Annotated in this window: 13 protein-coding genes; 6 read left to right on the top strand and 7 right to left on the bottom strand. The window is 67.4% G+C overall.

Translation table 11 applies throughout. The features are described from left to right. The first annotated feature begins 3 nt into the window (after positions 1-3). Both ACP15H_RS00160 and argC read left to right on the top strand, forming a co-directional pair. Entirely contained in the window at positions 4-552 is a 549-nt protein-coding gene (locus ACP15H_RS00160; RefSeq protein ID WP_425064214.1) for a putative glycolipid-binding domain-containing protein, read from the top strand. Between the two features lie 299 nt (positions 553-851). Continuing rightward, positions 852-1,829, top strand: coding sequence for an N-acetyl-gamma-glutamyl-phosphate reductase (gene argC, locus ACP15H_RS00155; RefSeq protein WP_425064213.1), 978 nt, complete (start codon positions 852-854; stop codon positions 1,827-1,829). 31 nt (positions 1,830-1,860) lie between these two features. Here argC and ACP15H_RS00150 read toward each other — a convergent pair whose 3' ends face one another. The 3 genes from ACP15H_RS00150 to ACP15H_RS00140 are packed head-to-tail and all read right to left on the bottom strand — an operon-like array spanning position 1,861 to position 3,740. Beyond that, positions 1,861-2,727 (bottom strand): carbon-nitrogen hydrolase family protein, encoded by an 867-nt coding sequence (locus tag ACP15H_RS00150; RefSeq protein ID WP_425064212.1) that lies wholly within the window; start codon positions 2,725-2,727, stop codon positions 1,861-1,863. A 12-nt stretch (positions 2,728-2,739) separates the two neighbouring features. Continuing rightward, positions 2,740-3,000, bottom strand: a complete 261-nt coding sequence (gene grxC / locus ACP15H_RS00145; RefSeq protein WP_425064211.1) for a glutaredoxin 3 — start codon at positions 2,998-3,000, stop codon at positions 2,740-2,742. 20 nt (positions 3,001-3,020) lie between these two features. Then, on the bottom strand, positions 3,021-3,740 hold the full coding sequence (locus ACP15H_RS00140; protein ID WP_425064210.1) for a ComF family protein: 720 nt from the start codon (positions 3,738-3,740) through the stop codon (positions 3,021-3,023). A 146-nt stretch (positions 3,741-3,886) separates the two neighbouring features. Here ACP15H_RS00140 and ACP15H_RS00135 point away from each other — a divergent pair, with 146 nt between their 5' ends. Together ACP15H_RS00135 and ACP15H_RS00130 are read left to right on the top strand one after the other, a co-directional pair. Beyond that, positions 3,887-4,801, top strand: a complete 915-nt coding sequence (locus ACP15H_RS00135; RefSeq protein WP_425064209.1) for a methyltransferase domain-containing protein — start codon at positions 3,887-3,889, stop codon at positions 4,799-4,801. 3 nt (positions 4,802-4,804) lie between these two features. Further along, positions 4,805-5,620, top strand: a complete 816-nt coding sequence (locus ACP15H_RS00130; RefSeq protein WP_425064208.1) for a hypothetical protein — start codon at positions 4,805-4,807, stop codon at positions 5,618-5,620. Here the strand turns inward: ACP15H_RS00130 and mutT are convergent. The 3 genes from mutT to ACP15H_RS00115 form a co-directional block, all read right to left on the bottom strand. Next, positions 5,617-6,066 carry an 8-oxo-dGTP diphosphatase MutT gene (gene mutT / locus ACP15H_RS00125; protein WP_425064207.1) on the bottom strand — a complete coding sequence of 150 codons (450 nt, stop codon included), beginning with the start codon at positions 6,064-6,066 and terminating at the stop codon, positions 5,617-5,619. The genes ACP15H_RS00130 and mutT overlap by 4 nt on opposite strands. Continuing rightward, on the bottom strand, positions 6,066-7,304 hold the full coding sequence (argJ, locus tag ACP15H_RS00120) for a bifunctional glutamate N-acetyltransferase/amino-acid acetyltransferase ArgJ (protein WP_425064206.1): 1,239 nt from the start codon (positions 7,302-7,304) through the stop codon (positions 6,066-6,068). Before argJ ends, mutT begins: the two co-directional genes overlap by 1 nt. A gap of 98 nt (positions 7,305-7,402) precedes the next feature. Further along, the gene (locus ACP15H_RS00115; protein ID WP_425064205.1) at positions 7,403-8,410 is read right to left on the bottom strand and encodes a peptidylprolyl isomerase; all 1,008 of its coding nucleotides are present in this window, start codon (positions 8,408-8,410) and stop codon (positions 7,403-7,405) included. A 283-nt stretch (positions 8,411-8,693) separates the two neighbouring features. Here ACP15H_RS00115 and secA point away from each other — a divergent pair, with 283 nt between their 5' ends. After that, complete coding sequence (gene secA, locus ACP15H_RS00110; protein WP_425064204.1) at positions 8,694-11,459, top strand: preprotein translocase subunit SecA; 2,766 nt, start codon at positions 8,694-8,696, stop codon at positions 11,457-11,459. Here secA and ACP15H_RS00105 read toward each other — a convergent pair. Continuing rightward, on the bottom strand, positions 11,434-11,844 hold the full coding sequence (locus ACP15H_RS00105; protein WP_425064203.1) for a hypothetical protein: 411 nt from the start codon (positions 11,842-11,844) through the stop codon (positions 11,434-11,436). The two genes, secA and ACP15H_RS00105, sit on opposite strands and share 26 nt — an antisense overlap. Before the next feature lie 244 nt (positions 11,845-12,088). Here ACP15H_RS00105 and ACP15H_RS00100 point away from each other — a divergent pair, with 244 nt between their 5' ends. Further along, complete coding sequence (locus ACP15H_RS00100) at positions 12,089-14,182, top strand: TonB-dependent receptor (protein WP_425064202.1); 2,094 nt, start codon at positions 12,089-12,091, stop codon at positions 14,180-14,182. Positions 14,183-14,212 lie beyond the last annotated feature (30 nt).

The raw sequence follows: 14,212 nt of genomic DNA, 5'->3' as shown, positions 1-14,212 counted from the left end.
CGCATGCGATCCAGCCGAATATTCCGCAAATGGCGGCGCCTCGACGAGCCCGGCCTCGAGCTCATGACCTTGTCGACCACGGCCTTCGGGCTGACCGTCCGCTCGACACTGGTCCATGCCGGCGCGGAAGGATTCGGCCTGCGCTATCGCTGGGACCTCGACACGTCCTGGCGGACGCGCACGCTCCACGTCGAGCGTACCGACGCGGTCGAGACGTCGCTCACGATCGAACGGACCGGCGATACGAGCTGGCGCGTCGATGGTGAGCCGCGCAGCGACCTCGCGGGCTGTCACGAGGTCGACGTCTCGGCGACTCCCTTTTGCAACAGCCTCGCGATCCGGCGCCTGGGCGCGGCAGGCGGCGATCTGCTCGCGCTGTTCGTCGATGCGCCCGCTCTCAGCTGTCAGCCGTCGCGCCAGCGCTATGAGCCTCTCGGCCCGCGCGCCTGGCTCTATGTCGACAAAGGTGTGTCCGAGGGCTTCACGGCAAGACTCGATCTCGACGAGGACGGCCTCGTCGCGACGTACGAGCACCTGTTCGAGGCGCTCTAGGGTACCTCCCGGAACAGCGGCCTACGACGCCGTGCAGCTCCGAACGCTCGTTGACAGACGTTCGGGCGAACCACTAAGTGACGTCCCATGAGTGGCGCCCACCTCCGCACCGCAAACCGACGCCGTCGCTGCTTCCAGCGGCGGCTTTCGTGGCTGCGTGCAGACAGGCCCCTCACCCGGTGAGGTCCGCGCCCTAGCGGTCCACCCCCGAGGCGGCATCAGCCCGCATCTCCGAACCCCCGCAGCCCTTGGCTTTCGGGGGTTTTTCTTTGCCCTTACTCCAGCAGCAGGACACAACCATGAGCATTCGCGTCGGCATTGTCGGAATCAGCGGTTTTGGCGGCGGCGAGGCGATGCGCCTGGTCGCGAGCCACCCGTCCTTCGAACTCGTCTACGCCGCCGGCGAAGGCAGCGCCGGCAGCCGCTTGGGCGACCGGTTTCCCGGTGCGCCGGCCAGGCTGGCCGGTCTGGTGATCGAGAAGTGGGACCCGGCGCGCCTGCCGAAGCTCGACCTGCTGTTCGCGTCGCTGCCCACCGGCACCTCGGCCGAGGCGCTGGCCCGCGTGCCCCAGGACGTGAAGATCGTCGATATCGGCGGCGACCACCGCTACGTCGAGGGTTGGGCCTACGGCCTGGCCGACGTCTGGCCGTCACAGATCGAAGGACAGACTCGCGTCGCCAACCCCGGCTGCTTCCCGGCGGCGACGCTGACCGCGCTGGCGCCGCTGCTGGCCGGCAAGCTGATCGAGCCCGGCAACATCGTGATCGACGCCAAGACCGGGATCTCCGGCGCCGGCCGGGGCGGTGCCGACAACAGGTTCGGCTACGCCGAGAGCAACGAGAACCTGATGCCCTACGGTCTGCTCAAGCACACCCACATGCCCGAGATGGCCACGACGATCGAGCGGCTGGGCGGCGGCAGCGCAGCCGGGCTGGTGTTCACGCCGCACCTGGTGCCGATGACCCGCGGCGTACTCGCCACAATCTACTGTCGCGGCCGCGCCACCACGGAGCAGTGCCTGGACGCGGCGCGGGACTTCTACGCCGGACGCGCGTTCGTCCGCGTCACCGACAAGCCGCCGCAGACCAAATGGGCGACCGGCTCGAACCTGGCGTTCGTCAGCTACGCGGCCGATCCGGAGCGCAACCTGGTGATCGCGATGGGTGTGGTCGACAATCTCGGCAAGGGAGCAGCCGGCCAGGCGGTGCAGAATGCGAACCTGATCTGCGGCCTGCCGGAAACTGCGGGGTTGGAAGGCGCACCTGTTTGGCCATGAGATGGCCTCGCAGGTCGCCTCCCTAAGTCGGCTACTCCGCCGCCTTGGCGATCGTGGCCTTGTGCAGGGTCGCCGGCGCGTATTTGCGGTCATGCGTCAGCGACGGGACCATCTTCCGCGCCTCCTCGATCTTCGCCATGTCGACATCGGCAATGACGAAGCCCGCTTTTTCGCCGCCGGCATCGGCCAGCACCTCGCCCCACGGGGCGACCGCGATCGAGTGACCGTAGGTCTTGCGGTTGGAGCCCTTGTGCGTGCCGACCTGGGCCGGCGCGAAGACGAAGCAGCCGGTCTCGATGGCGCGGGCGCGCATCAGCGTGTGCCAGTGCGCCTGGCCCGTCGGCACGGTGAAGGAGGACGGGATCGCCAGCATCGTGGCGCCGGCATGCGCCAGCTCGCGATAAAGATAGGGAAAGCGCAGGTCGTAGCAGATCGTCATGCCGAGCAAGCCCCACGGCGTCTCGGCCAGCACCGCTCTCTCGCCCGGCTTGAACGTCGAGGACTCACGGTAGCTCTCGCCGCCCGCGAGCTGGACGTCGAACATGTGGATCTTGTCGTAGCTCGCCACGATGCCGCCCGACGAATCGATCAGATAGGAGCGGTTGCGGATCTGCTCTTCGCCCGGCACCCGCACATGGATCGAGCCCAGCAGGAACCAGGCGCCGGTGTCGCGTGCCGCGGCACGGCAGGCCGCGAGCATCGCGTGCTCTTCCTCGGTCTGCGCCTTGGCCAGCGTCTCGGTGCGATTGGCGCCGATCAGGCCGGTGTTCTCCGGCGTCATGATGAAGTCGGCGCCCGCTTCGCGCGCGAGCTTCGCCTGCTCGCGCAGGGAGGCCACGTTCTCGGCCATGTCGTTGCTGACGTTGGTCTGGATCAGGCCGGCCTTGAACGCGGTCATGATGGAAGCTCCTCAGCCCGGCTGTGCGAGCAGCGCGTCGAGCTTGCCCGCCTGTTCGAGAGCGGCGAGATCGTCGGAGCCGCCGATGTGCTGCCCGTTGATGAAGATCTGCGGCACGCTGGTGCGATTGGTACGGCTGCGCATCTCGGTGCGCTTCTTGTCGTCCATCATCACGTCGGTCTCTTCGTAGTCCGCGCCCTTGCTGTCGAGCAGGCTCTTGGCGCGTGCGCAGTAGCCGCAGAACGGCGTCGTATAAATCTCGATCTTGGCCATGGGTGAACCTCTTTCTCGAACTATAACGCTGGCCGGACGACCCGCGCCAGTGTCAGGACATCAACCGATTTGGCCCCGGCGCGTTCCAGCGTGCGCGTGCACGCCTCGACCGTCGCGCCGGTCGTCAGGACGTCGTCGACCAGCAGAACGGTCTTGCCGGCCACGTGCGGTCGCCATTTCGGATGAATGTCGAAGGCCTCGCGGACGTTGCGCCGCCGCTCCGTCGCCTTGAGACCGGCCTGAGACCCCGTCCAGCGCCGCCGCCGCAACAGGTCGGGCGCCAGATGCAGGTCGTGTCGAGGTGGCGCCGTGCGCACGGCGATGCGGGCCAGCAGCAGCGCCTGATTGTAGCGTCGCACCAGAAGCCGCCGCCAATGAAGCGGCACCGGCGCGACAAGGTCGGCCGAGGCGAGAAGATCGGCACCGGCCCGCGCCATCCAGCCGCCACAGGCCCGCGCGATGTCCGTGCGGTCACCGTGCTTGAACGGCAGGACGAGCCGGCGGCTCTGGTCGTCATAGACCAGCGCGGCCCGGGCCCGGTGGTAGCGCGGGCGACGGACCAGGCAGCCGGCGCAGAGCGCCTCGTCGCCAAGGTCTTCCACGAAGGGCGTGCCGCAGCAGGCGCAGTGCGGGGCGGAAATGAAGGAAAATCCCTGCCAGCAGGCCGCGCACAAGGCTCCCGGTGCTTCGACGATCTCGTTGCAGCCGAGACAGAGCGGCGGCAGAACCGCGTCCAGCACGGCCCGGCCCACTCCGCTCACCGCCCCTTTCACGCCCATCGGCACCATGCGTCGGATTGGGGCGGGCAAATGCGCCCACAGGATGGCGTTCCCCTACCCGCCGAAGCCCTTTGGTCTTACATACCCACTGTGACGAGAAATTCCCCGTGACGGGCCTCGACCCTCTGCTGGTGTTCGACCGTGCCCTCCTGCGCCAGCGTCGCGAACGCGCCGCCCGCGACTGGGACCGTCATGACTTCCTGAAACGCGAGATCGCCGAGCGGCTGGTCGACCGCCTGACGGACGTGCGCCGCACCTTTCCCCTGGCCCTCGATCTCGGCAGCCACGGCGACGAGGTGGCGACCGCCCTGGGCGGGCGCCCGACCGTCGGGCAGCTGATGCGCGCCGATCTGAGCCATGGCTTCGCACGACGGGCGCACGGACCGGCAATCGTTGCCGACGAGGAGTTCCTGCCCTTCGCCGCCGGCCGCTTCGACCTGGTGCTGAGCGCCATGAGCCTGCACTGGGTCAACGACCTGCCGGGCACGCTGATCCAGATCGCGCGCATCCTGAAGCCCGACGGCCTGTTCCTCGGCGCGATGCTGGGCGGCGCCACCTTGTGGCAGTTGCGCCAGGCACTGGCGGCCGCCGAGAGCGAGATCGATGGCGGCTTGAGCCCGCGCGTGTCGCCCTTCGCCGACCTGCGCGACGCGGCCGGCCTGTTGCAGCGCGCGGGCTTCGCCCTGCCGGTGGCCGACAGCGAGACGATCGAGGTCGAATACGAGAGTGCGCTCGCCCTGATGCGCGATTTGAGCCGGATGGGCGAAGGCAACCTTGTGGTCGGCCGGCGCCGCACCGTGACGCGGCGCGCCGTGCTGCTGCGCGCTGCAGAACTCTACGGCGACCGGTTCACGCGCCCCGGCGGCCGGGTCTCTGCGAGCTTCGAGGTCCTGTTCCTGCATGGCTGGTCGCCGCACGCCTCCCAGCCCAAGGCGCTCAAGCCCGGCAGCGCCGCGCAGCGACTGGCCGACGCGCTGGGGACCTCCGAACTGAGTGCCGGCGAAAAAGTGGAACGGAGCTAGATCGTGCCCGTGGTGAAACTCTCGTTCGGCGGCCTGGTCGCCCAAAGCTTCGGCTTCGTCTTTTCCAACCTCGGCCTGTTGTTCCATCTCGTGACCATTCCGTGGATCGCCTCGCTTGCGATACGGCTGCTGGGATCGACGATGAGCCGCGACTCGCTGATGCCGATGCTGATCGAGAAGGCCGTCGATATCGTGCCAACGGTGATGTTCATGGTGGCGTGGCAGCGCGTCGTCCTGCTCGGGCCCCAACGCGTCGGTCGCTTGCCTGGGCTCGGCTGGTCGGCGCGCGAGACGGCATTCCTCATTCACCTGATCAAGGTCGGCGGCTTCACCTTCGTGCTGCTCGCGGCCTTCGTGCTGACCCTGGGCACGATCGATCCCGAGATGCTGGCGGCGGGCGCCGCGATCGATCCCGAGGTCGCGCGCAAGCAGGCGCTGGCCGCGCCGATCGGTGCGGGCTTCACCGTGTCGATCGTGCTGGCGCTGCGCGTCAGCTACGGCCTCGCCGCGACCTCGGTCGACGAGCCCTTCTCGCCGCGCCTGTCATGGGCTCACAGCCGCGGCAACGCCTGGACGATCATCGGCGTGCTGTTCCTGATCTTCCTCACGAGCGCGCTCGCCACCACCATGGCGACCCTCGTGGTGCTCGGGCTGACGCGCGGCGTGCTGGGCGCCGACGAATCGGCGGCCGTGATCACCTGGACGGCGGCCATCCTCGTGTCCTACAGCGGCACCGCGGTGGCGGCGACGGCGCAGGCGCTGATCTTCCGCGACCTCCTCGGCTGGCGCGAAGGCACGGCCCTGCGGGTGTCGACCTAAAGCAGGTCGCGCAGCAGGCCGACCAGCGGCAGGTCGGCGGGCGGCATCGGATACTTGTTGAGCTCCATCGGGGCGACCCATTTCAGGGTCTGGCCTTCGCGCGGCTGGGGCGTGCCGTTCCATTTGCGGCAGGCGAAGACTGGCATCAGGAGATGGAACTTCTCGTAGCCGTGGCTGGCGAAGGCGATCGGCGCCAGGCAGCTCGTCGCCGTCTCGATGCCCAGCTCCTCGTGCAGCTCGCGCACCAGCGCCTGCTCCGGGGTCTCGCCGGGATCGACCTTGCCGCCGGGAAATTCCCAGAGGCCGGCCATCGACTTGCCGGCCGGGCGCTGGGCGATGAGGACGCGGCTGTCGGTATCGACCAGGGCGACCGCCGCCACCAGCACGAGCGGCCGCTCGCCGAGCGGCGGCGGGCCGCCCGGACACGAATCGTCGAAGCCGTCCATCAGGAGCGGTAGCTGCCGTTGATGTCGATGTAGCCGTGTGTGAGATCGCAGGTCCAGACGGTGGCACGGCCGCGGCCGATGCCGAGATCGATGTCGATCACCACGTCGGAGCCCTTGATGTGCTGGGCGACCGGCGCCTCGTCGTAATTCGGCACGACCTGGCCCTGGTCGGTGATCCGCACGCCGCCGATCGAGATGCGCAGCTTGTCGCGATCGGCGCGCTCGCCCGACTTGCCGACCGCCATGACGATGCGGCCCCAGTTGGCGTCCTCGCCGGCGATCGCGGTCTTGACCAGCGGCGAGTTGGCGACCGCCAGGCCGATCTTGCGCGCGGCACCATTCGACGAGGCGCCGCCCACGTTGATGGTCACGAACTTGGTGGCGCCCTCGCCGTCACGCGCGAGAAGCTGCGCCAGCTCGATCATCACCTCGTCGAGGGCGCGCTTGAAATCGACCAGCACGGGGTCGTCGGCCTCTTCGATCGGCGCGTGGCGCGCCGCGCCCGTGGCGACCATCAGGAAGGTGTCGCTGGTCGAGGTGTCGCCGTCGACGGTGACGCAGTTGAGCGACTTGTCGGCCGCGTCGGAGAGCAGCTTCTGCAGGACGGGGCCCGGGATCTTGGCGTCGGTGAAGGCAAAGCCCAGCATCGTCGCCATGTCCGGCGCGATCATGCCCGAGCCCTTGAGGAAGGCGTTCACCGTCACCGTGCGCTCGCCGATCTTGGCCTGGCGCGTGGCGAGCTTCGGGAAGGTGTCGGTGGTCATGATGGCGCCCGCGGCGGCCGACCAGGCGTCTTCCTTGCCCGACTTGATGAGAGCCGGCACGACGGCCGCGATCTTCTCCCACTCGAGCGGCTGGCCGATCACGCCGGTCGAGGCCATGAAGACCTCGTTGCGCGGGCAGCCCAGCGCCTGGGCGATGGCCCGGGTCGTCTCCTCGACCGCCTTGTCGCCCAGCTTGCCGGTGAAGGCATTGGCGTTGCCGGCATTGACCACGATCGCGCGGACCTTGCCGCGGGCCAGGTTCTTGCGGCACCAGTCGACCGGCGCCGAGCACGTCTTGGATTTGGTCAGGACACCCGCGATGGTCGCCCCCGCCGGCACGACCGCCAGCAGGACGTCGTCGCGGTCGATGTATCGCACGCCCGAGCGCGCAACGCCGAGCTTTACCCCCGCAATGCGGGGCAGACTCGGAATCGACTTGGGTGCGAGCGGCGATACGGCGTGCGTGGCGGACATGGTTCTCCCCTCAGGCACGGCCACAGGTACGCGGCCGGCCAGCGGCGGAGCCTACACCAGAAACGCCCCAAAACGTGAGTTCTACTTGCGCGCGGCCCCTACTTCGGCGGCTGGGCCGGAGCAGCGGGCTTGGCCGGGGTCGCGGCGGGAGCCGCCGGCGCAGCAGGCGCAGCCGGTGCCGCCTCCGCCTTGGTCCCGTCGATGTTGAACTTCTCGATCTTCGATCCGGCCCGGATCTTGTCGAGCTGGGCGGTCACCGCCTCACGCGCCAGTTCCTCGCGGATCTGGTCGGAAAGCTCTTCCAGGGCCGGCGGCGGCGCCGTGCGACGATCGTCGATCTTGATGACGTGGTAGCCGAACTGGGTCTTGGTCGGCGTCTCCGAGGTCTGACCCTTCTTCAGGTCGAAGGCGGCATCGGCGAATTCCTTCACCATGTCGGACTTCTTGAACCAGCCGAGATCGCCGCCCTCGGCGCCCGAAGCCTTGTCGGTCGACTTCTCCTTGGCGATCTTGTCGAAGGGCGTGCCCTTCTTCAGCTCGGCGATGATCGCCTTGGCCTCGTCCTCGGTGGCGACCAGGATGTGGCGCGCATGAACCTCTTCTTCCGGCGGCATCGACTTCAGGCGCTCCTGGTAGCGCGCCTGGATCTTCTCCAGGGTGACGAGGCGGGAGATCTCACGCTGGATCCAGAAATCCTGCAGGACCTGCTCCTCGACGAAAGCCATGCGCTTCTTGAAAGCCGGATCCTCGTTGGTCTTGGTCTTCCTGCCTTCCTGGACGACCAGCTTGCTGTCGATGATGCGCTCGAGCAGCGCCGGGAACACCGCCTGCAGCGGCATCGAGCGATACTGCTGCGGCAGCGACTGCTGGGCGATCTCGAGTTCGGACAGGCGGATCTGCTGGCCGTTCACGATGGCCACGACCGGGTCCTTGATGGTGGCCGGAGTCGCGGCGGCGGCCGGCGGCTTGGCGGCCGGGGCGGCGGGAGCCGCGGGGGGCTTCGCGGGCTGGCCGGCCGGCGGGGTCTGGGCCAGGACCGGACCCGCGAGGAGCGCGACCGCGCCACTCAGGAGGGCGAGGCGCAAGGAACGCAGGTCATGACTCATGGCGGACTCCAGCAGATTCATTCGTTTCGAAAGGCGCAAACGGTTTACACAGGGCCCATTGGGCCAAGCAAGCGCCGCCTCCCCGGCAGGGTGGGTGATGGCGCTGAATTGCGGCACTTTTCCGTGAGCATGGCGTCCATGTCGGGGCGATGACACTTTATGGTCGGCCCTTCGCCGTGCCTGCGGTGGTCCGCTGCGTTGACACTCTACCGGGCGCTCTCTATCTCTCACAGGAAGGGCGGGCCGCTGTGCCCGCCTAAGTCATTAGAATATCGAGGTTTTCATGCTTGGCGCGCTTGCCCGGACGCTCTTCGGGACGGCCAACGACCGGATCGTCAAAGGCTTCGACAAGACGGTGGCGAAGATCAACGCCCTCGAGCCGGAGTTCGTCGCCCTTTCGGACGACCAGCTGAAAGGCAAGACCGTCGAATTCCGCGAACGCCTGGCCAAGGGCGAAACGCTCGACAGTCTGCTGCCCGAAGCGTTCGCGACGGTGCGCGAGGCGGCCAAGCGGACACTCGGCCAGCGCCACTTCGACGTCCAGCTGAAGGGCGGCATCGTCCTGCACCAGGGCAAGATCGCCGAGATGAAGACCGGCGAAGGCAAGACGCTGGTCGCCACGCTCGCCACCTACCTGAACGCGCTCACCGGCAAAGGCGTGCACGTCGTCACCGTGAACGACTATCTGGCCCGCCGTGACGCCGAATGGATGGGCCGCGTCTACAGGTTCCTCGGCCTCACCGTCGGCATCATCGTCCACGAACTCGACGACGAGCAGCGCAAGGCAGCCTATGCCTGCGACGTCACCTACGGCACCAACAACGAGATCGGCTTCGACTATCTGCGCGACAACATGAAGTATCGCCTGGACGCGATGGTCCAGCGGCCCTTCAACCATGCCATTGTCGACGAGGTCGATTCGATCCTGATCGACGAGGCGCGCACCCCGCTCATCATCTCGGGCCCCGCCGAGGATTCCTCCGAGCTCTATCGCCGCGCCGATACGGTGATCCCCAAGCTCAAGCCCGAGCATTTCGAGAAGGACGAGAAGAACCGCACGGTCGTCCTGACCGACGCCGGCATCGAGGCGATCGAGGACATCCTGCGCACCGACGGGCTGCTGGCCGAGGGCATCAGCCTCTACGCGCCGACCATGGTCTCGGTGCTGCATCACATCACCCAGGCATTGCGCGCCCACAAGCTGTTCAGTCGCGACGTCGACTACATCGTGAAGGACGGCCAGGTCGTCATCATCGACGAGTTCACCGGCCGCATGATGCAGGGCCGCCGCTATTCCGAAGGCCTGCACCAGGCGCTCGAGGCCAAGGAGCAGGTCGAGATCCAGCGCGAGAACCAGACGCTGGCCTCGATCACCTTCCAGAACCTGTTCCGCATGTATCCGAAGCTCTCGGGCATGACCGGCACGGCGCTGACCGAAGCCGCCGAGTTCTCCGAGATCTACAAGCTCGATGTCGTCGAGATCCCGACCAACGTGCCGGTGGCCCGCAAGGACGCCGACGACGAGATCTACCGGACCCTGGCCGACAAGACGCGCGCCATCGTCAAGCTGATCGGCGAATGCCGCGCGCGCCAGCAACCCATGCTGGTCGGCACCGTGTCGATCGAGAAGTCCGAGGAGCTGTCGGAAGCGCTGAAGAAGGCCGGCATCCCCCACAACGTGCTGAACGCCCGCTTCCACGACCAGGAAGCCCAGATCGTGGCCCAGGCCGGACGTCCGGGCTCCGTCACCATCGCCACCAACATGGCCGGCCGCGGCACCGACATCCAGCTCGGCGGCAACGTCGAGATGCTGGTGCAGCAGAGCGTGCCGGAGATCACCGCGAAGTTCCCCGACGAGGCGGCCCGCAACGCCGAGATCGCCCGCGTCGAGGCCGAGATCCGCGCCGGCGTCGAACGCGACCGCGCGATCGTGCGCGAGGCGGGCGGCCTGTTCGTGGTCGGCACCGAACGCCACGAATCCCGCCGCATCGACAACCAGCTGCGCGGCCGCTCGGGCCGCCAGGGCGATCCCGGCGCCTCGCGCTTCTTCCTGTCGCTCGAAGACGACCTGATGCGCATCTTCGGCAACAACAAGGTCCTCGACTGGGTCCAGAAGAAGGGCATGGCCGACGACGAGGCGCTGACCCATCGCTGGCTCAACAAGGCGCTGGAAACGGCGCAGGGCAAGGTCGAGGCGCGCAACTTCGAGATCCGCAAGAACCTGCTGCGCTTCGACGACGTGATGAACGCCCAGCGCCAGGAGATCTACAAGGAGCGCATCGAGCTGATGGGCACCGAGGACGTGTCCGACACGGTCGCCGGCATGCGCCGCGACGTGGTCGACACGCTCATCCGCCGGACCATCCCCGAGGGCGTCTACGCCGAGCAGTGGAAGATCGGCGAGCTCAAGGACGACGTGCAGCGCATCTTCGGCCTCGACCTGCCGGTCGAAGAGTGGGCCAAGGAAGAGGGCATCGCCGACGAGGAGATCAAGGTTCGCCTCAATGACGCGGTCGAGCGCGTGTTCGCGCAGAAGGCCGCGCAGTACGGACCCGACGTCTGGCGCCAGGTCGAGAAGAGCGTGCTGATGCAGATCTTCGACCAGAGCTGGAAGGACCATCTCCTGCACCTCGACCATCTGCGTCAGGGCATCGGGCTGCGCGCCTACGGCCAGAAGGATCCGCTGAACGAGTACAAGCGCGAGGCCTTCAACCTCTTCAGCGACCTGCTCACCAACCTGCGCGAGCAGGTGGTCACGCTGCTGGCGACCCTGCAGATCCGCATGGAGCCGCCGCCGATGCCGGAGATGCCGTCCAACATGCACGAGGTGCACGAGGACCCCGCGCTGGCCGCGTCGATGAGCGACGACCCCGCCTACGATCCGGCCGACCCGGATGGCGGCGGCGTGGCGACGCTGCACCGCCCGCGTCCCGTGGCCAAGGGCCCGGTCGATCCCAACGATCCCGCGACCTGGGGCAAGGTCTCACGCAACTCCCTGTGCCCCTGCGGCTCCGGCAAGAAGTTCAAGCACTGCCACGGTCGGGTTTAGGCCCCTCGACTTCGGGCGCGGCCTGCTTGGCCAGCCAAGCGCGGGCCTTCTTCTCTGTCGAGAACAGGGCGGCCGGGCGCTTCGACGGCGAGATGTTGACGAAGCGCTTGAAGGCCAGGACAACGGACTCGTCGCGCCCGATGACGGCCAGCGGCCCGCTCGGGAAGTGTTCCGTATAGGCGCTCAGCCGCGCGCCCATGGCCATCACATCGGCGGCGTCGTAGACCGGCTTGAGGCGGGTCGCGTCGAACAGCTTCGAGTAGCCGAGCGCATTCGCCACGACCAGCGCGTCGAAATGCGCCTCCATCTCCTTGAGCGTCACCTCGCCTTCGGCAACGACGTGAATCAGCTTCTGCGGATCAAGAATCTCCCAGCGCAGGGGCATCCTCGGCGTCTCCCTCAACATCCTAATTCGAACGGGCCGGCGAGCCCGTAGCGAAGCCGTTCGGGCTTGCCGAGAGGTGTTTGGCAGATTCGCGACGCGGCTGTGGTCACATCATGGCGATTGACGGTCTCGAATGTTATACTGTAACTCATTACTTTATAACGTTTTGATGGAGTCCCGCATGCAACGGATCGGCGTATCCACACTGGCCCTCGCAGCAGGTCTCTCGACGTTGACTCCGGCTATGGCGCAGACGCCCCCGGCCGACCCGGCCCCGCCGCAGGTTCCATCCGACGGACTCTCGATCGAGGTGGTCGGCAAGCGGCTCGACCGCGAGCGCAGCGAGATCCAGCCGAGCCTCGGCGCGACCCGCTACGATTTCAGCAAGACGGCGATCAGCAACACGCCGCTCGGCGAGAACGCCCCGCTCAACCAGGTGCTGCTGCGCGCGCCCGGCGTCGTGCAGGACGGGTTCGGCCAGATCCATGTCCGCGGCGACCATGGCAGCCTGCAGTACCGGCTCGACGGCGTGCAGCTTCCCGAGGGGTTGGCCCTGTTCAGCAACATCATGTCGCCGCGCTTTGCCGACCAGCTCTCGCTGATCACCGGCGCCCTGCCCGCGCAGTACGGCCTGCGCACCGCCGGTGTGGTCGACATCACGGTGAAGTCCGGCACGACCAATCCCGGCGGCGAGGTCTCGGCGATGGTCGGATCCAACAACTGGGTGCAGCCGGCGCTGGAATATGGCGGCCGCTCCGGCAACTTCGACTATTTCGCGGTCGGCCAGTATGTCAGCAACAACATCGGCATCGAGAATCCCACGTCCAGCACGGCCCCGCTCCACGACGCCACCGCGCAATGGTACGCGCTGACCAAGCTCAGCGCCCTGGCCGACGAGAATACCCGCCTGAGCTTCATCGCCGGCGGCGCCAGCGCGCGCTACCAGATCCCCAACGTGCCCGGTGAGACCCCTGCCTTCACGGTCAACGGAATCTCCGATTGGAACAGTGCCGCGCTCGACCAGCGCCAGTGGGAGGATACCTACTTCGGCATCGCGTCGATGCAGAAGAGCTACCAGAACTTCAACATGCAGCTCTCGGGCTTCGGCCGCTATTCCAAGCTTTCCTACCAGCCCGACGCGCTGGGCGACCTGCTGTACAACGGCATCGCGCCATGGTCGCAACGCTCCAGCCTGGCGTTCGGCGCCCAGGGCGACGCCAGCTGGAAGGTCGCCTCCAACCACACGCTGCGCGGCGGCTTCCTGGTCCAGCGCGAACAGGTCTCGAGCTACAGCCAGAACAATGCGCTGGGCATGGTGCCCGACCCCGCCGACCCGACGGCGCAGATCCCCGGCGACAGTCCGGTCGGCTTCAGCGACGGCTCCACCCTCGTCGGCTGGACCTACAGCGTCTACCTGCAGGACGAATGGAAGGTCATCCCGACCGTAACGGTGAACTTCGGCGCGCGCTTCGACGCCATCTCCGGACAGATCGCGGAGAACCAGATCAGCCCGCGCATCAACGTCGTCTGGGAACCGACATCGCAGATCAGCCTGCGCGCCGGCTACTCGCGCTACTTCGTGCCGGCGCCGCTCAACCAGGTCGGCTTCGGGTCGCTCGCCGCCCGCATCGGCACGACCGCCGAGCCCGAGAACTTCACGAACGATCCCGTGCGGGCGGAACGCTCCGACTATTTCGACGTCGGCCTCACCGTGAAGCCCGTGGAGGGCCTGACCCTCGGCTTCTCCGGCTACTACAAGTTCGCCGAGAACTATCTCGACAAGGGCCAGTTCGGCGCCCCGATCCAGCTGGCGTCCTTCAACTATGCGAATGCGCAGGTGAAGGGCTTCGAACTCTACGCCAACTACGATCAGGGTCCGTGGTCCCTCTACGGCAACCTCGCCTGGTCCAAGGTCAGCGCCACCGGCATCAAGTCCGCCCAGTACAATTTCTCCACCGAGGATCTCAACTACATCGCCAACCATTGGATCGCCGCCGACCACGACCAGGGCTGGACCGGTTCCGCCGGCGCCGCCTACATCTTCAACTCGGGCACCGACCGGGCCACCCGGGTGTCGGCCGACATGCTGTTCGGCAGCGGCCTGCGCACCAGCGTCGTGACGCCCAACGATACGTCGCTGCCGGCCTATGCCACGCTCAATCTCTCGGTCACGCAGAAAGTGCCGCTCGGCGGCAGCAAGGGCACCCAGATCCGCCTCGACGCGATCAACGTCACCGATGGCGTCTACCAGCTGCGCACCGGCGAGGGTGTCGGCGTCGGCGCACCGCAATACGGAATGCGCCGGGCCTTCTTCGTGACGCTCGCGCAAAAATTCTGACGCGCAAACGACATGATGCCGGAAGGCCGG

This window comes from Reyranella sp. (genome assembly GCF_965249915.1).
Classification (GTDB): domain Bacteria; phylum Pseudomonadota; class Alphaproteobacteria; order Reyranellales; family Reyranellaceae; genus Reyranella.
The sequence above is the reverse complement of the archived record's forward strand: the minus strand, read 5'-3'. Positions and strand labels throughout refer to the sequence as shown.